This window comes from Paenibacillus sp. FSL H3-0457, from assembly GCF_037981725.1.
In the GTDB taxonomy this organism is placed as follows: domain Bacteria; phylum Bacillota; class Bacilli; order Paenibacillales; family Paenibacillaceae; genus Paenibacillus; species Paenibacillus amylolyticus.
Genome location: NZ_CP150283.1, coordinates 2,889,942 through 2,908,285, shown reverse-complemented (window position 1 = coordinate 2,908,285; position 18,344 = coordinate 2,889,942). Strand labels below are relative to the sequence as shown.

Annotated in this window: 15 protein-coding genes; 3 read left to right on the top strand and 12 right to left on the bottom strand. The window is 44.2% G+C overall.

Annotated elements, in window-relative coordinates:
* Positions 1 to 197: 197 nt before the first annotated feature.
* From MHH25_RS13135 to MHH25_RS13095, 9 genes are all read right to left on the bottom strand, one after another.
* Entirely contained in the window at positions 198 to 1,070 is an 873-nt protein-coding gene (locus MHH25_RS13135; RefSeq protein WP_340020167.1) for a carbohydrate ABC transporter permease, read from the bottom strand.
* Positions 1,071 to 1,108: 38 nt separating this feature from the next.
* Positions 1,109 to 2,011 carry an ABC transporter permease subunit gene (locus MHH25_RS13130; protein WP_017688833.1) on the bottom strand — a complete coding sequence of 301 codons (903 nt, stop codon included), beginning with the start codon at positions 2,009 to 2,011 and terminating at the stop codon, positions 1,109 to 1,111.
* 111 nt (positions 2,012 to 2,122) lie between these two features.
* Positions 2,123 to 3,724 carry an extracellular solute-binding protein gene (locus tag MHH25_RS13125; protein ID WP_340020166.1) on the bottom strand — a complete coding sequence of 534 codons (1,602 nt, stop codon included), beginning with the start codon at positions 3,722 to 3,724 and terminating at the stop codon, positions 2,123 to 2,125.
* 395 nt (positions 3,725 to 4,119) lie between these two features.
* A complete protein-coding gene (locus tag MHH25_RS13120) occupies positions 4,120 to 4,494 on the bottom strand; it encodes a hypothetical protein (RefSeq protein ID WP_340020165.1) in 375 nt (124 codons plus the stop codon).
* A gap of 237 nt (positions 4,495 to 4,731) precedes the next feature.
* Positions 4,732 to 6,975: a helix-turn-helix domain-containing protein gene (locus MHH25_RS13115; RefSeq protein ID WP_340020164.1), complete on the bottom strand. Its 2,244-nt coding sequence runs from the start codon at positions 6,973 to 6,975 to the stop codon at positions 4,732 to 4,734.
* Positions 6,976 to 6,996: 21 nt separating this feature from the next.
* Positions 6,997 to 8,220 carry an MFS transporter gene (locus tag MHH25_RS13110; protein ID WP_340020163.1) on the bottom strand — a complete coding sequence of 408 codons (1,224 nt, stop codon included), beginning with the start codon at positions 8,218 to 8,220 and terminating at the stop codon, positions 6,997 to 6,999.
* Positions 8,221 to 8,272: 52 nt separating this feature from the next.
* Positions 8,273 to 9,325 (bottom strand): ROK family protein, encoded by a 1,053-nt coding sequence (locus MHH25_RS13105; protein WP_340020162.1) that lies wholly within the window; start codon positions 9,323 to 9,325, stop codon positions 8,273 to 8,275.
* 36 nt (positions 9,326 to 9,361) lie between these two features.
* Positions 9,362 to 10,564 carry an ROK family protein gene (locus tag MHH25_RS13100; RefSeq protein WP_340020161.1) on the bottom strand — a complete coding sequence of 401 codons (1,203 nt, stop codon included), beginning with the start codon at positions 10,562 to 10,564 and terminating at the stop codon, positions 9,362 to 9,364.
* Positions 10,565 to 11,240: 676 nt separating this feature from the next.
* Positions 11,241 to 12,080, bottom strand: coding sequence for a YitT family protein (locus MHH25_RS13095; protein ID WP_017688839.1), 840 nt, complete (start codon positions 12,078 to 12,080; stop codon positions 11,241 to 11,243).
* 374 nt (positions 12,081 to 12,454) lie between these two features.
* Here MHH25_RS13095 and MHH25_RS13090 point away from each other — a divergent pair, with 374 nt between their 5' ends.
* The 3 genes from MHH25_RS13090 (at position 12,455) to MHH25_RS13080 (ending at position 15,345) form a co-directional block, all read left to right on the top strand.
* Positions 12,455 to 13,513, top strand: a complete 1,059-nt coding sequence (locus MHH25_RS13090; RefSeq protein WP_076249560.1) for a fatty acid desaturase — start codon at positions 12,455 to 12,457, stop codon at positions 13,511 to 13,513.
* Between the two features lie 87 nt (positions 13,514 to 13,600).
* Positions 13,601 to 14,749, top strand: a complete 1,149-nt coding sequence (locus tag MHH25_RS13085; RefSeq protein ID WP_036670646.1) for a sensor histidine kinase — start codon at positions 13,601 to 13,603, stop codon at positions 14,747 to 14,749.
* Positions 14,746 to 15,345: a response regulator transcription factor gene (locus tag MHH25_RS13080; RefSeq protein ID WP_036608692.1), complete on the top strand. Its 600-nt coding sequence runs from the start codon at positions 14,746 to 14,748 to the stop codon at positions 15,343 to 15,345. The genes MHH25_RS13085 and MHH25_RS13080 overlap by 4 nt, the downstream gene beginning before the upstream one ends.
* Positions 15,346 to 15,527: 182 nt before the next feature.
* Here MHH25_RS13080 and MHH25_RS13075 read toward each other — a convergent pair whose 3' ends face one another.
* The 3 genes from MHH25_RS13075 to MHH25_RS13065 form a co-directional block, all read right to left on the bottom strand.
* Positions 15,528 to 16,436, bottom strand: a complete 909-nt coding sequence (locus tag MHH25_RS13075) for a hypothetical protein (protein ID WP_051449717.1) — start codon at positions 16,434 to 16,436, stop codon at positions 15,528 to 15,530.
* 44 nt (positions 16,437 to 16,480) lie between these two features.
* Complete coding sequence (locus MHH25_RS13070; RefSeq protein WP_036608702.1) at positions 16,481 to 17,221, bottom strand: polysaccharide deacetylase family protein; 741 nt, start codon at positions 17,219 to 17,221, stop codon at positions 16,481 to 16,483.
* Between the two features lie 471 nt (positions 17,222 to 17,692).
* A complete protein-coding gene (locus MHH25_RS13065; protein ID WP_036608705.1) occupies positions 17,693 to 18,196 on the bottom strand; it encodes a ferritin in 504 nt (167 codons plus the stop codon).
* Positions 18,197 to 18,344 lie beyond the last annotated feature (148 nt).

Here is an 18,344-nt window from a genome sequence, read left to right as displayed (position 1 = left end):
ACCTCCCGAGACTATAGGTGTGTGTTCAAAAAGATCAGTTTTCAGTACCAAGAAGATGGAATTAAGCTAGAAATGGAGTAGCGGAGCGTAGGACAACTACGTGAGCAACGGACATTTCGGCTAAATTTCATATTCGATGCTGATGATGCCACTAGGCATCATTCGTAATCAAAAGTGAACTTTTTGAACAACCTCTATTAACCTTTTACAGCACCTACCATTACGCCACTGATAAAGTACCGCTGCAACCACGGATACACAAGCAGGATCGGTAACGTTGAGAATATAACGCTGGCTGCTTTCAGACTCTCAGGCAGGACTTGAACAGCACCAATACCTTCGTTCTGCATCAGTTCTGTAATCTGGTTTTGCTGAATCATCTGATACAATTTCAATTGCAAAGGGTATAGTTCAGGCTTCGTAATATACATGAGTGCATCCTGGAAACCATTCCATCGTCCTACCGCGTAGAATAGGCTCAGTGTCGCCATAACCGGAAGGGATAGCGGCAAAATAATGCGCATAAGTGTTCCAAAGTGGCTGCTTCCATCAATGCCTGCTGCTTCTTCTAGACTTTCGGGAATACCTCTGAAGAAGGTAATGAGGATAATCATATAAAACGGACTAATCAATCCAGGCAGAATAAGTCCCCATGTGCTATCGAGTAGATGTAGATTTTTGATCAGAATGTACTCGGGGATAATGCCGCCACTGAAGAACATCGTCACCACAATGACAAGCATGAACCACTTGCGCCCTTTCAGATTGCTCTTCGCCAGTGGATAAGCTGCTGCAATGGTCATCACCATGCTTAGCACCGTACTCAGGACGGTCAGCCAAATGGTATAGATGAGGGAACGAATCATTGATCCATCTGCAAATACCTTGATATACGCCTCAAACGATAACTCTTTGGGGAAAAAGGAAACTTCTCCTGAACCGATCGCCCGGTTTGAGCTGAGCGAGATCGCAATAATATGAATGAATGGTGCAAGACACAGCACCATCGTAATGATAATAAGAATGACGTTTACCGTGTTGAATATTCGATTCGCCGTGTTTTCAGACATCTCACTCACTCCTTACAGATCATATGTGAATCAATCCACTACATAATGCTCTCATCGGTTAATTTCTTGGACGTATAGTTCGCTCCGAGTATGAAAACAAGTCCAACTAAAGCCTGGAACAAACCTACAGCTGTTGCGAGCGTAACCTGACCAGATTGTAAACCGACACGATAGACAAATGTGCTGAGCACATCCGAGTATTCACGTACAGCCACGTTACCGATAATAAATGGTCGGTCGAAGCCGATAGAGATCATGTTGCCGACATTGATGATCAATAAGGTAACAATCGTTGTTTTGATGCCTGGCAAGGAGATGTGCCAGATTCTACGTAGCCGACTTGCTCCATCTACTTCTGCGGCTTCGTAGAGTTCCCGGTTAATGCCCGTGAGAGATGCGAGATACAGAATCGTACCCCAGCCTGCACTCTGCCACACGCCTACCGCAAGATACGTAAAGAGCCAATAGTTTTTGTCTGAAAGGAAAGGTAACGGATCAAATCCCATGCTCATTAAGATATTGTTAATGAAACCAGATTGCGTACCGAATACTTGAAGTACGATCCCTCCAATAATAACCCACGAAATAAAGTGAGGAATGTACAGTAAAGTCTGTGCCAACTTTTTGAACCAAGCCTTCTTCAGCTCGAACAATAAGATGGCCAATATAAGTGGTGCCGGGAAGGAAACCAGCAAATCCAGCATGTTAAGTACTAACGTGTTGCGTAATGCCGTGTAGAATCCCTGATTTTGAAACACTTCTCTGAATGCATCCAAGCCAATCCACTCACTACCGGCGATCCCTTGAAAGAAGTTAAAGTCCTTGAACGCAATCTGCACGCCATACATTGGCCCATACTTGAAAATAATGAAGTAGATCATGGGCAGTAGGAGCAACGCATATAGTTGCCAGTTTCTGCGGAAATAGATGCTTGTTTTCATATACCTTCCCCCCATGTCATTCAGGATTCTTCATCAAGGCGATGTTGCCATCGCCCTAATGAAATCCCTGTTCTTTGTTGTCATACACATTAGATGTGATCTCTACTCTACTTATTTCATCGCTTTGTAAGCTTCTGTACGTTCATCCAAGATTGCTTGACCACCGCTCGCCATGTAGTCCTTCATCATGCTGTCATACGTAGCTTCAAAATCAGCGGGTTTGGAAATGGTTGTTTTCACGAAAAACTCCATAAACTTGTCTTTCAAGCCGTTACCGTAACGTGCTTCTGCGTCAATCGGTTTGGAGAAACGTACGGGTTGAATGGTGTCCGTGTTAGAGATCACTACCGACTTGCGCATATCATCCCGATACTTCGACTCTACCTGTACGACATAAGCCTCTTCATTTTTCTTGTCATCTCCAACGTATTTACCATTGACGATAATGGCAATGTCACCGGAATTATAGATACGACCTGCGATTTCAGGAGAAGCATCATCTTTGATCAGTGGAACTCCATCCACAAGTTCATAGTTCTCATTCTCAACACCAAATTGCAGGTCGAACAGGTTGTTGCCCGAAGCCATCCAATCCAGATACTTCATCGCGGCTTCCGCATTTTTGCTCGATTTCGGGATCATGACATACATCGCATTGGGTGCATATGCCGGTTTGGCAAATTTGCCTTCGGAGTTTTTGAATGCATCAATCGGTGTCATCACTGCACCCGGTTGATTGGTTTGCAGGTTTTTGTACGTACCGGAGATATAAATCTCCCCTGCATCCTCCGTGTAGAATCCAACTTTGCCGTTAGATACATCTTCCCACAGCTTTTTCTTGTCTTTGTCGAGTCCAAAGTCCTTGCTCATTAATCCTTCATTATAAAGTGTGTTCATATATTTCAGGGCTTCCTTGAAACCAGGCAACAACGTTGGATAGTCATTGGAACCCAGTTGTTGCGTTAATGTATACTTCTGTTCTTCCGTCAGCGGTTCAATGAATGACCAGATCAGTGGTTCATATTGAGCCGAGGCAATGGACATCCCCATCGGAATAAGTCCTGTGCCAACCTTACCCGGATCTTTTTCCTTAAAGGCCTTCAGTGTTGTATGCAGCTCCTCAGTTGTCTCAGGGGAAGGCAATCCGAGTGCATCCAGCCAGTCCTGACGAACATAGGATGCGTACTTGCCAAGTACAAGACGTTTACCTGGAACCGCGAACTGTTGTCCATCGTATTGACCGTAGGCCAGCGTTTCATCTCCCAAGAACTTCTTCAGGTTAGGACCACTTTGATTGATCAGATCCGTAAGTTCGGTCAGACCTCCTTGCTCTGCATACCGGTTGAATGTTCCCGAATCGTAGGTAAAGACGATATCAGGTACTTCAGAGCCACTCGCCATCAGAACGTTAAGTTTCTGTACTTCCTCCGAGCGTGGTACCGGAACAAACTGAACATCGATGTTGTTTGGATCACCAAACTTCTCTTGAATGAAGCGAGTCAGATAACTGTCCGAAATGGTGTAGCCCGCCGGAGTGTTTCCCCGATCGAAGATTTCTACTTTCAAAGTCGTTTTTTCCCCCGAACCCGACTCTCCTGATGAAGATGTTGATTCGCTTCCTGACGAACATGCAGATAATAATAGAGTGAATGCTGTTACCACTGCGAGGATTGAACTTGCCTTGCCTGCCTTACGTCTTTGAAATAATCTCATTTGACCTTTCCCCTTTCGCACACTCTCTGAATGGATTCACATGATTGCCACTCCACTTTGTTCATCCCATTTTGTTGCACCTGTGAATGTCACCAATCATTACATACGATCTGGTATTTAGACAATAAACTATTTTCAAAATGTAGATTTCACGTTTCTCAAGTTAAATACCGCGATATATAAACATATTTCCTGACAATATACAATTTTCACACCTTTAATGTTAACTATAATAACACTTTGTGTTGTATTTCATTTTGATTTCTCATAGACAATCTGGCATCGCCCATCTTGCAATAATCTTTTTTCCATTAAATCTCTCTTCAAAAAATGAAAAAGAGACCACATCTTATGTGATCTCCTTGTTTAGCAACACGTGTAGAACGATTCCACGACTAATTCCTCGGCGGAAGATTAAACTTCATTTGACCAAACAACGTATCGATGGCATTTCCCGCAAATTGATCGATGACATGTTCGTTGGTCGTGTCCGTATGTTCCAAAATCAACACATTATACTTCTCATCATAATGCATTCCGCCCAAAATAAATCGTACTGGAATGTTCTGAGCTGCCCCTGCCTTCGAAATGGCCTGAATAAGTTCGGATTCATGCCTTTGTTGACTTGTCGTGTAGGTACCAACAGGTATAGTTATCGTATAAGACGAGTCATCTACATGAAATGTAAATGTGTTGTTGCTTGCTGTAATGGTAACCCGTTTACTGATATCTACCGATCCCCACACTTGCTGTCCGTGTTTGTACACCATCTTCACTCCTGCCCTATTAATCTATGAATTGTCATACTGCTAGTATAGGACATTCGTAAAATTCCTTAACAACATATCAGCCACACTGGCCTAAGATCGTGGTTGAACAGCCAAAAAATCTCCTGTAAAGTACGATAAGGGACAAAACCTTATTGCCTCATACAGGAGATTTCATTGATATCTCTAAGATTATTGGATTTCACCCGATACTCGGATGTTCTAACACGTGCAATTCCGTTATTGATCCCCTTGCTTTCCACCCTGCTTGCGGTAGTCTCCTGGTGTCACGCCCATAATCCGTTTAAATACTCTGCCGAAGGAAATTGCATTGGCGTATCCCACTTGAAGAGCAATATCCTGAACAGCCATATCGGATGCAGACAACAGACGACAGGCCTTTTCGACCCTCAGTTTCACCAGAAAATCAACAAACTTCATCTCAAACTCTTCCTTGAACAGATAACTCGCATATTTGCCCGAGATCTGGAACCGATCACTCAGATGTTTCAGCGACAGATCCGGATCATCAAAATGCTCTTCAATATAAATCCGCAGCTCGTTGATCATCGCTCGATGACTTTTCGTTTCATTTACAGATACATAATTGCGATAAACTTCTTTAAGCCACTCCTGCAAAATCTCTTGAATCCCCTCGAGTGTCTCCACCTGCTGGATATCACTGCGAAGACGAGTCAGGATTTCCTCGGCAAATTGGCTTTGCAACCGCTCAGACAGTTCCCCGAATTCACGGGACAACATCTGGATTAACGCCTGCAGCAACATGCGAATATCGTTATCTGTAATCTGATCTTCGTTAAACGCAACAAACATCTGATCCAGCTGCGTCCGCCAACCATCACCTGTAAGCCTGAATTCACGGACAAAGTCCGCGAGCATCTGCAAATACTTGTACGATTGCAGCTCAATACGATCCGGCAGTTGCTCACTGAGAACGATCGCATCTTTACCAAGGGTAAGTCTATGTTGCAAACCCGCATCTGCACTCGCATAGGAACGAGTAATCTCCTCCCAGCCCGATACGGTTCGTCCAATTCCGAACGTAAACCGCAGGCGGAAGTTTTCCGCAATCCACATATGCATCTGCTTAGCCAGATCCATATGTAATTCACGGTCCAGTCCTTCCTGCTCATCCGATGCAATCACCACAATAAGCCTGCGGTTCCCAAACCATTCAGCCCAACCGCCGAACTGGGTCTCATTCTGCACAAGTTCTTCCACTACGTTCATAAGCGCAATCTTCAGAATATTCTGATTGGCCGAGAGATCGTCACCATTCATCTCCGCAATGAGGACAGCAACACTCTTCGGTTCCATGAATCGTTCCTCTAGCGGTTGCAGATGGCGAAGTCGCTGACGGAACGAATCCATCCGCTCCCCTTCCATCAGATCAACAAGCAACTGTCTGCGATGAATCAGCAAGTTTTCATGATGTTGTTTCTCATAGTCAACCGTTTGAGCAATCAGATGTTCCAGCGCACGATCGATGAGTGCCAGTTCATCTTTGACGGATGGAGTTGCTTCATTCTCCTCGGCACGTGGCTGTAACGCCTGAATTCGATTCATGATCAGCTGGATGGGGCGTGTATTTCTTCGAGTAATGTAGATTAGTCCCGCCACCGCACCAACAATCGTTAATAAACCAATACCGATCCACACATAAGAAACAAGGGATACCCATGAATACAGCTGTCCGGATTGAATACCACTCTCAAAGATCAGACCAAGTTTGTCCGCAGTCACACGATTAAGGATTTCACCTGCTGAAGGGTCCATTTGATGCGCGGTATAGATCAGATTGTCGCTCTTATCCCGAACCTGAAGAACTGATAACTTTTCATTGGTCATGTTATCAATCTGCCGTTCCACTGCATACATGCGGATGGTAATGACGAGCAGACCTTCCCCGCCCCACGGTAACGGAAGCCACTTATTCATGCTAATCACCTGTGAAGGTACGTCGAAGGAACGTTCCTTATAATCACGTGGCAGGTTCCAACCGAGGTTCTCCCGATCTTTCAAGGCTTGCTCAATATAGGCACGATCTTCGAAATCTTCCAAACGCATCATGCCTCTGGGCGTAAGAATCAGGGAATCGGACATGCGATAGAGATAAATGGATTGAATCATATCCTGCTGATCCAGCATACGTCCCAGCCCACTTGCCGCATCATAGATGAACTGACTCGATAATTGTCCCTGTCCAGCTTCCAGAAAGCGACTATATGTTTTGTTTGCACCAATGTCTTCAAGCAACCGAAGTTCAATGTCACTTAGCGATCGCTCCAGTGTATCCACGATATAGCGGGTGGAGATCATGTCGGCTTTTTGTGTTTCGTTACGTGAGAGTTCGTTGACAATCAGGAAGGAGAGAAAGATCAGAATGGAAATCGTAAGCAGAAAAATAGGAAAATACGAATACATCAACTTGGTGTGCCAATTCCGCTTCAGATTTACTTTCATAGGCTCCAACTCCTTCCATCTCTATTCTAATGAGTATGCTCTTCTCTGTTCTTTGGCCTGCCTGCTGACGATATACAGAATCACTGATCCTAGTGCCGCACTGATCGTGCAAGCCAGATACATCAGTGATGGACCGCCGGAATCGAGTAAATATCCGTTAAGCATATTACCAACAATTCCGCCCAGGCCAGCAAACACCATGTTAAATAAACTTTGTCCTGTGGCCTGCATTTCCCGTCCTGTAACCGAAGCCACATATTCCACTGCTGCGATATAAAAGAATCCGAAGGATAACCCATGTAGCACCTGAACGCCAATCATGACCTCAGGTGTCGGCCATAGCCATTGTATCCCCCAACGTAACATATACGCCCCCGCTGCAAGCAGCATCGTGCGTTCATGCCCCCATTTTCGGAGTATGAATGCCGCTGCCAACATGGATGGAACATTGGTAATCGACGCAAGCAACAACGCCGTACCTGTCATGGTCACAGAACCGCCAGCCATCTGAAATGAAATAACAAAAAAGGAGTTAAACGCAGTGAGCGTTTGGTTAACCAGGAAACAACCTGTTAGAAATAGAAGGAATGTCCGGTTTCGGAGCAATCTTGCCAAACCTACGGAGAAGGTTACCGAGGACGAGGATATACTCGTCTGCCGGGGGAGTGTACTTGCCAGTATAGCGCTCAGAATGTTAAACAGGAGAAATGGCAGCCATAACATGTGAATGGAAAACTGGGAGAGATACATCCCTGCGGCAAATCCCCCAACTCCCGTTCCTATGCTGCCGAAGAGTCGGATCATGCCATATGAGGTATTGGCTGCTCTCGCGGCGGTAACCGCATAGGAGTCAGCCACGGGTATTTGAGTCACTTGGAATATAGTGCATAAAGTATAAATCAATATTAATATAAAGTACACTTGAATATTGTAGAAATACGCTAACGATGCAGGAACAAGCAGGCTTATCACCAGTACGAACCGTGTCTTTTTAAACTTATCTACCAGAATTCCCCATATAGGTTGAAGAATAATGGATACAAGTGTGCCAAACGCCATAATAAATCCGGTTTCTTTACTGGAAAACCCTTGTGCTACCAATATGGGATTAATATACGGGTTAAACATCCCCCCGGCAAGCCCCATAAACAGATATAGGCCCTGCAATTGGAGTAAAACATGTTTTGCATCCTTGGAATCGGCTTTTATTTTCTCTGTATAAGCCTTCATATGTCTACTTCTCATCCGGATCTCCATCCTTTATTTCTGTAGTTGCTTCGCCTATTCTCTATTTTTTTTAAGTGCGTGTCAGACTCGACTTGATTGCAGCCAATGCCCCGATTGCTCCTGCTTTGTTCCCCAGTTCAGCTACAGCTAAAAGTGTAGGCAGAACAGTGTAACGTTGGAGGCGTGTGCGCACTTCATTTAGATAATAGGATGGGTTGGATGCAGCCACGCCACCACCGATCACTATAATGGAAGGATTGAGTAAAGCCGTAATATTCGCCAGACCTCTCGCCATATAACGCATGGGTAGTTCCAGAATCTCCAGGGCAGCAAGATCTCCCGACTCCGCTGCTTTGAATACATGCCTGGCTTCAATCTGTTCCGCTTCCCCTCCTGCCAGACTCATGATCAGGGATAAGGAACTTCCCTTTCCAGTAGCAAAATAACGCCTCGCCTGTTCGGTAATTCCCGTACCTGAAGTCACTTGCTCAAATACGCCAAAGGAATCCGCATCCGCAACGTAACCGGTATAAAGCCCTTCGTCTCCTGCAATGAAATGCCCAATCTCACCTGCTGCTCCATTCTGGCCGCTATAGAGCTGTCCATTCAGGATAAGAGCAGATCCAATGCCTGTTCCAACCGTGACCATTACACAGTGTTGATGTCCCTGTGCTGCCCCTTGATCATATTCTCCCATTGCCGCCATATTCACATCATTATCCAACATGATATTCCCGCTGTAATACTTCGCAATAACAGGGCGAATATCTAGCTCAGGCCACTGAAAAGCCGGAGCATTTCGCAGTATTCCCTCCTCCTGTAGAACCACACCAGGGAATCCCATGCCTACACCGTTAAGTTGATCCAGACTGCATCCAACTTCGCGGCAGAATGTTTCCAATTCAACGAATAACCATCGGAAGAACTCATCCGGCTGATCACTGGCAAGCGTAGGCAAGATACGTTCATGAACTTCATTTCCAGCCTGTTGTGATGACAAGAGCATTAATGTTTTGGTGCCTCCAATGTCAATACCTGCAATCCAGCCGGATGGATCACCTCCAACCGTACCATTCTGATTGGTCTGATAATTAATGCTTACGTTTTTCACGGATTCTGTCATCCCTTTTCCCTCCTCACATGTTGTATATCCAATCTCTTATTCCATTGCCTGCTGAAGGTTCAGCATCGTTTGTTGTACGGCTACCTGCACTGCACCAGTGACAACAGCTTGCTCACCAAGCTTGGAACAGATTAACTGTGGTTGCACCGGGAATTGCTCAGAGATGATCTGCCTCAGTAAAGGCAATAACACATCACCGTTCCCTCCTACACCTCCGCCAAGCACAATGAGATCCGGAGCAAGCACAACGCTAATCTGACGCAGAGCTGAAGCAATCTTCTGGCTGTATTGTTGTAGAATGTCTAACGCCTCTACTTCTCCACTGCGCGCAGCTTCAAATAACTTCTCGGGAGTCAGGTGTCTGTGAAGAGCATCTGTACCCGAATCAGCAGCCTCCAATAATAGTTCATCATGCTGATCTAGATAATCTTTCGCCAGTTGCATCAGACCATCAGCGGACAGCACTTCCTCCAGACGTCGGCCATCGTCCACCAGCATCTCCGCGATCTCTCCAGTTAAGCCACCTAAACCTCGAAGCAGTTGGCCATGTACCATGATGCCAGCGCCTGTCCCTGTACCGATGGAGAAAAAAACAAACAAGGGATATCCTGCTGCTGCACCACTCCGATACTCCCCAAGGGCTGCAAGATTCACATCATTTTCCAGAATTACTTCACAGGGAAAAGCTCCTGACAACGACTCTAAAGAGAAAGCTTCTTCCAGACCCGCTAAAGGGTCCACAATACGATTGATACGCCCTGATTCAGGCAGCACTACGCCTGGTATACCGAACCCGATGCACTGAATCTGATCCCAGTTCAGATGATTCTCTTCAAGCAGTTCGTTCATATGGCTTCGAAGAAGTTCCAACATCGTCGCTTCCGCTCGCTCATAAGTTCCTTGAACAACCATGGGATATGTTCTATAGGCAATGATCTCTCCATTCAGATCGGATAATGCAACCCGAATACGTGTTGCCCCGATATCTATACCACAGACATAATAAGCCGTTTCGTTGAAACGAATGAGGGTTGCTTTTCGACCCTGAGCGTTGTCAGCTGGCCCCATTTCCCTCACCAGATTACGGTCAATCAGATGTTCGACTGCCAAAGATACTGTTGGTTTACTAAGTCCGGTCTGACGGCTGATTTCCGCTCTCGACATGGTTCCCTGAATTATGAGGGCATCCATAATGAGATTTTCATTCAGATTGCGGATATACTGCGGTGTGCCAGCCATGTTATCGCCTCCTCTTATAGTTAGTTAGCATTTTTCATAATTCGATTAAAGTCGCTCTCGGGTACAAAATATAGACGAATATCACCGTTTCGATCTATATCTTGCTGATTGTAAAACGCTCTTGGAAATTATGCTAAATGCTTAGTTAGTTAGGTTTATTAACAAATTGATTAAATTCAATATATCATCGTGTTTGGTAGGTGTACAGCTTTTTGTCATTGCACTCTTTTAGTAGAAAGTTTTACTAGAAAGAACCAACCTCCACCTGTAACACAGAAGCCCAATAAAGGAATTATTATACAATAATAGACGTTTATACATTTCCGAAACAGTGACACGCTCATAGAATACCTTATCACGATCAGGGAGGTTTTAATATGTATAGAAAACATCATAAATGTCATCATCCAAGACCAAAGTGTTTTTACAAAAAAATTACGAAAACTTGTGTTACCAAAGTTAAATATGTCCCTACAAAGTGTAAAAAACACTGTCATGTCACTGTTGAATATTGTGGAGTCAAAAAAAGAAGACATTACTAATACTCTTTTGCCCTTCTCTTCGGAGAAGGGTTCTTTCTTAATTGAACTAGATTAATATCGGATACCATTAACCTATCAAAAAAGTTGCGGTGATATTCACCGCAACTTTTTTCTTCCTTATATACATATATTCATCAAGTTTTAGAGAGTTCAATAAATCCTTCACCGAAAACATCACGCACGTCATGAATGGTGATAAAAGCAATCTCATCTTCTGCTCGGACAATCTTCTTCAGCATTGAAACTTCCTGTTTGCTAATCACAATGTATAGAATTTCTTTCTTATTTTTTGTGTAATAGCCATGACCGGACAGGACGGTTACTCCGCGATCCATCTTCTCAATGACTTGCTTCGCGATTTCATCCTGTTTGGAAGAGATAATCATGACTGCTTTTTTCGGATTGAGCCCTTCAATAATGAACTCCATTGTTTTGGTTCCAACAAACAGCAAGACAATTGTACACATTAATCCTTGCGGTCCAATGATGAAGTATGAGGAGAAAGCCACAATCAGATCGAAGAACAGAAGTCCGTAACTGATATTCCAATCCAGATATTTGTTGGCAAGTCGGGCCAGGATCACTGTTCCCGCCGTTGTGCCTCCTACTCTAACAATCAAGCCAATACCAAGACCGGCAAATAATCCAGCAAAAATGGTATTGATCCAGAGTTCATCCGATGCAATCGTCCAACTCTCCGTCAGATGCAGGAACAACGAATTGAATACCACTGCAATAATCGTATATACCGTAGTCGTTTTATCAAGAAACCGATATCCCACAATTAACAAAATACCGTTCAGGATCAAGTTCATCAGTCCAGGGGACCATTCAAACAGGTAATACAAAATAATCGTGATACCCGTGACGCCGCCTTCAGCCAAATCGTTCGGGATGACAAACAGGTTCACCGCCAGTGCAAACAGAAATGCACCTGCCATAATAAATAGGATATCCGTAATTCGTTTCTTCATTATGCATTCCATCCAATCCATCAGAAATCAACCTAATCGACCCGTCTCATAAGTTGTCATAATCACTCAAGGATAGATTTTACCATGCTCACAACAAAATTTGTATACATAATACAAATTGTTGCGTAATTTGTGCAAAGGAATTAGTAAAACCTGCTCTTCTGTCTTCTGCAGAGCTATTGAGCATCATACACCCATGACAAATGTCATGGTCCGTCATTGATATTCATCATTACAGAAGGCTGACGTTTATGACTTACTGTCATGTTCGGATTGTTTTACAATGATAAAAACGCTTCCTACAGGAAAGTCTAGCGGGAAACGCCAAGTTGTAGCTGATTACAGTTATAACGATTGAAGGAGGACACAATTTTATGAACAGATCAAAAGAAATGGCCTTAAAAAAAGAAGTTACCCCTTACGAAAAAAATGATCTCAGACTAAGTATCCGCCAGTTAATCAATACATTGCTCCCGCTCTTCTTGTTATGGGCTGCAGCTTACTTTAGCTTATCGGTTTCCTACTGGCTGACCTTCCCGATTGCCTTGGTGGCATCCGGATTTGTACTGCGGACCTTTATTATTTTCCATGACTGCTGCCATGGTTCATTCTTCAAGAGCAAACGCGCCAACGATATTCTCGGTACCATTACTGGTGTATTAACAGTGACACCCTATCAGCAGTGGAAAAACGAGCATTCTATCCATCACGCAACAAGCAGTAATCTTGACAAACGTGGTGTAGGTGATATCTGGGTTATGACGGTTGACGAATATAAAGCAGCTTCTCCTTGGGGTCGTCTCTTCTATCGGATTTATCGTAACCCGTTTGTATTGTTTTGTATCGGACCCATTTACGTGTTTCTGTTGGCTTACCGTTTTAACCGCAAAGGTGCTAGACGTAAAGAACGTATCAATACACACCTGACTACCGTATTGATCGTAGTGCTCTATGCATTCATGTCCTGGTTAGTCGGATGGCAGGCTTTTGTAATGGTGCAGGCACCTATCTTCTTCTTCTCCGGTTTCTTTGGTATCTGGCTGTTCTACGTTCAACATCAGTTCGAAGAGACGTATTTTGAACATGAAGATGAGTGGAGTTATGTAAAAGCAGCTGTTGAAGGCAGTTCTTATTACAAATTGCCAAAATTATTGCAATGGATCAGTGGTAATATCGGGTTTCACCATGTGCATCACTTGAGCCCACGTGTACCTAACTATTTCTTGGAAGAAGCACATAACGCAACACCACCTTTGCAAAAAGCAACGACTATTACACTACGTTCCAGTCTGGTTGCCCTGCGCTTCCGTCTGTGGGATGAAGATTCTAAACAGTTTATTAGCTTCAGACAGCTCAAAAAGCTATCCCGCAAGCCGTATGTTCAACCGCCTATCCGAGTAACCAATCCAGCGGGTCTGACAGAGAAGCCTTAACTCTGTCGGATTCGTTTTCTTGTGTTCAAGCCATAGTCATGCTACAGTCATGCTAAAGTTGAGTACAAGTTTGAGGAGGAGAATTCCATTCAAAAGTGGATGCAAAATTTTTATAAAAAAACAGGGTTGAACCTTTATGTATGGCTCGCCTTTTTCATCCTACCATTCTATTTTATATCGCAATATTCTAAATTATGGACGATGGTAACCGGCATCATCATTATCCTCGTTTTCTTCGTCTGTTACCTGCTCGCCTTCATCACCAAGGGCTGGCAGGTGTACATGTGGATTGGAATGCTTATTGCCATATCCATTACGATGACGATCGCCTATGATTATGCGTATTTCTCATTGTTTCTTGCTTTCTTTATTGGGAATATTAAAAATAAAGCCGGTTTCTTCACCCTCTACTCGGTGAACCTGGGAGCCAGTTTCGTAACCATTAATTACGGTTTCATTAATCAGAGTTCTCTGTTGGTGAGCCAACTCCCGTTTGTATTCATCAGCTTAATGGCCTCCATCCTGCTCCCAATCAGTACGTATAACAAAAACAAAACTGAACATTTGGAAGGCCAATTGGAGAATGCGAACAAGCGACTTGATGATCTCGTAAAAATGGAAGAACGCCAGCGTATCGCTCGTGACCTGCACGATACACTTGGACAGAAGCTCTCTTTGATCGGTCTGAAAACCGATCTGGCGAGACGGCTGCTCCGCAATAATCCCGATCAGGCCGAGATTGAATTGAACGACCTCAGACAAACGGCAAGTACAGCTCTGAAGGAAGTCCGGGAAATGGTCACCACTATGCGTGGTACACAATTGGTCGATGAACTGTTCCGGGCGGAGCAGATTCTGAAGGCCGCTTCGATTGAATTTGTGCTGGAAGGTAATCCGAAGTTACAGGATACGTCACAATTGAATGAAAATGTGCTCGGTATGTGCTTGAAAGAAGCTGTCACGAATGTCGTCAAACACAGTCAGGCAACAACCTGTACTATCATCATTAAGGAAACACTAGCGGATAATGTAGTAACCGTTCAAGATAACGGTGTTGGAATAGAACGAACTCGCAAACAGGATCGGCGCGGAACAGGAATTTTGGGCATGAAGGAACGACTTGAATTTGTGAACGGATGTCTGGATATTCCCTCTGCGACAGACATCCCGGGTACAGCGATCATTATTCATGTTCCGAAACTCGTTCGCAAACCGATAAAGGAGGCAGAATCATGATTAGAATTGTAATCGCGGAAGATCAGCGCATGATGCTCGGCGCCTTGTCCTCCCTCCTCAATCTGGAGGAAGATATGGAAGTCGTCGGACGTGCCAGCAACGGCCAGGAAGCCCTTGCCCTTGTCCAAGAGCTCGCACCAGACATCTGTCTGATGGATATAGAAATGCCTGTAAAAAGCGGCCTTGAAGCCGCAGAAGAACTCAAAGGAATGAGCTGTAAGGTCATTATCCTGACCACTTTTGCCCGGACCGGATATTTCGAACGTGCCCTAAAGGGCGGTGTCCGTGGTTACCTGCTCAAAGACAGTCCAATTGAAGAACTTGCCGAGTCGATCCGCCAAGTTATGAATGGCAGACGTATCTTCGCTCCCGACTTGGTAGATGAAGCTTATGTAGAAGAAAACCCACTGACAGAACGGGAGAACGCTGTACTAGGCCTCATGGCAGATGGGAAAAACACCAAGGAAATCGCCGGGCATCTGTTCATTACAACGGGAACGGTGCGTAACTACATCTCCATTATTCTCAACAAGTTAAATGCCAGTAACCGCATTGAGGCCATCACTCGCTCCAAGGAAAAAGGGTGGTTCAAATGAAAGTACCGCTTTAACCCATTGAAACAAAAATAAGCATGTACCCCGGCTGCATAAGCTGCGATAACATGCTCAAAATAAAAAGCTTGGCCCAGCACTTCCTGGGCCAAGCTTTTTTAGGTGTATCGTAACAATCCCACACTCATCTCTTCTACATAGCAGAATATCCGTAAAACACTCAAGATTTATTTCACAGATACAACCATGCCAAGAGCTTCTAATGGCACTTGATCGGTCTTAAACTGATGAATTTGGTTACCGTCCTGCCATGAGATCGTTACAAGAACAGACTGTCCACCACTTGGATATTCAACCTTGATATACCCTTTATCTTTAGGTACAGGCAAGGTATGTAACTCCAGGTACTCCACCATTTTTTTCGCTATGCCCGGATTATTCATTTCATCTTCGGATACCGAACGAATTTCCAGCGTCCATCTACCTTCTTGCCAAGTCAGATATTGACTGCCTGCGGCACCTTCACTCATGCCTTTGATGCCATGTCCCAGATCCACAGCCATATCTGCTGGAATATCTTTCAGGTCCGTCTCAGGGAATATTTCTGGCTGATCCGGGTCCTTATAGGTCTTCACTTCATAGGAAGCCAGTACAGGTATCTTACTGTCGGATGCAGTTAAAGATTGATCATTAATGGCAACAGACTGAGTGGTAGCGTAGAAGTTTACCTTAAATGCATCCGCAGTATTGGACAGTATTGCCGCCCCCAAAGATGTACCCTTGTCCAATGTGAATGAAGTGGGTAACGCTGCATCCTTCATCTTCAACTGGTTGCGAACTTGCTTGATCACATCATTCACACCTGAATGACCAGTGGCAACTTGGTTGTCATTTGCCTTCGATCCTGATGTGTCTACATTATCTGTTGTGCCCGTATTCTCTTTGGTTCCTGTTTCATTTTCATTAGAGAAATCAGCACCACCGCTGCCGGTCTCGGTCTGCTCCCCCACTGTTGTTGTTGGTGAAGAGCTATTCTCTGATGATGCTGCATTTGAATCCGGTCCGCCACATCCTGCCAGAGCAAGTAAAACGGCTGTCGTTACTGGAATCATGATCCATAATGGCTGTTTCTTCATGATGTGTACCTCCTTCGTTGTAGCCAATCTAAAAATTCAAAAGATTAACGCTTGTCGTTCCAGAAGTTAACCGGCTGTACTTTTTTGCTTAATACTTCAAAACGATACCCTTCTGCCTTCAATGTTTTCAATACTTGCGGTAATACTTTCAGCGTTGCTTCCTGGTCGTGCATAAGCACAACAGGTGTTGTTCCGCTCTTTTGCACATTGTGGATCTGCTTCATTACACTGTTATAGACTTTCTGGTGATCCTTCTTGTATTTCCAATCTTCCGAGTCGACATTCCAATCCCATAGATGGAATCCACCCTGGCCCAGAAGTACACTACGGAACGCAGGCTTGAGGTATGGTTTACTACCGTATGGCGTCCGCACGAGACTTGTTTTAACTCCGGCAACCTTGTTCAGACTTGCATTGGCCTGTTGCATTTCTTTCAATCCGCTATATGCAGATTTATAGAATTTGCCTGGAACGTGAGTCACACCATGCAGACCCAATCCATGCCCGTCAGCTACGATACGTTTGGTAGCCTTCTGAAATTGCTCCATTTGAGGTCCCAGCATGAAAAACGTTGCCTTCGCATGATATTGATCCAGAATATCCAGTAACTGACCCGTATGAGCAGTTGGCCCATCATCAAACGTCAGGTATATGATTTTGGAATTTGCTTTGCTTGCACCATCCTTGGATGCAGCTGATTTGGCAGATACCGACTGCGGCAATAATAGTGGAATGATTAATAAAATAGCAAGTGTGACCATGATAGATTTACGAATATGTAGCATAATTAAAAGTCTCCCTTGTGTGTTAAATTTCCCCGGGTGTCCATGTTTTTCTACCTTCATCCCTTGGCGATTAATCCTAATACTATCAAAGATAGTGGCTCCTGTTCTCGCTCCAAAGGCTACGGTAGAGTTACACTTTTGTCAGATAAACCTAAAATTTAATACGAATTTGATAGATTTGCGCAAAATAAGATCCCGTCAGGATAGATCAATTGTGACATATCCTCTATTACCCACATTCAGAATTTTGATAGACCTTTCCTCCAATTCAAGTAAATCTATACAATCATTAAATATCGTTGCATGCAAAAAAACCTGCACAAGTGCAGGCTTCTTTGTCTTCAATCAGCATATGGCATCAAACCATCATCCCTTGCAAGGGGATTGCCCCCATTGCTTTCAGGATCATTACCTCATGCTGTATGTAAATGGTGTTTTGACGCTGGAATCTTCTCGACTCCCAACATGCATTTATTCAGCAGGAGCAGTGAACGAACGTTTGCCAAACTCGGCATCCAGCATGTAGAAGGCATTGCTGTCTTTTTCAATGCGGCGCAGCTTCTGAATAATATTGTCAAACAAAGCTTCCTCTTCAACCTGCTCATCAATGAACCATTTCAGGAAATACATCGTTGCATGTTCACGTTCATTCAGAGCGATGTCAGCCAGATTGTAGAATTTTTTCGTGTTTTGCTGTTCATGAGCATAACCATGCTCAAACACATCCAGCATCGAAGCATATTCATTCTTCGGTTCTGGCAAAGCCTCAAGTGTGGCACGTTGCCCACGATCATTCAGGAATTTGTATATTTTCATGCCATGGAATCGCTCTTCTTCCGCTTGCACGATGAAGAAGTTCGCAAATCCATCCAGACTTTTGCTGGAACAATAGGCTGCCATAGCCAGATATACATGAGCGGAATAAAACTCAAAGTTCATCTGTTCATTTAAAGATTCTGTTAACGTCTGGCTCATAATCAAAACACCTCTTTCTTTCTCTAGGGATGGTTATATTCTAACATAACGTAAGCAGGACTTACACCGATTTTCTACAAAATTCGCCAAGGACTGAACGAACAAAAAAGCTCTGCCGCGATGGCAGAGCTTCTTTCATTCTTTAGAG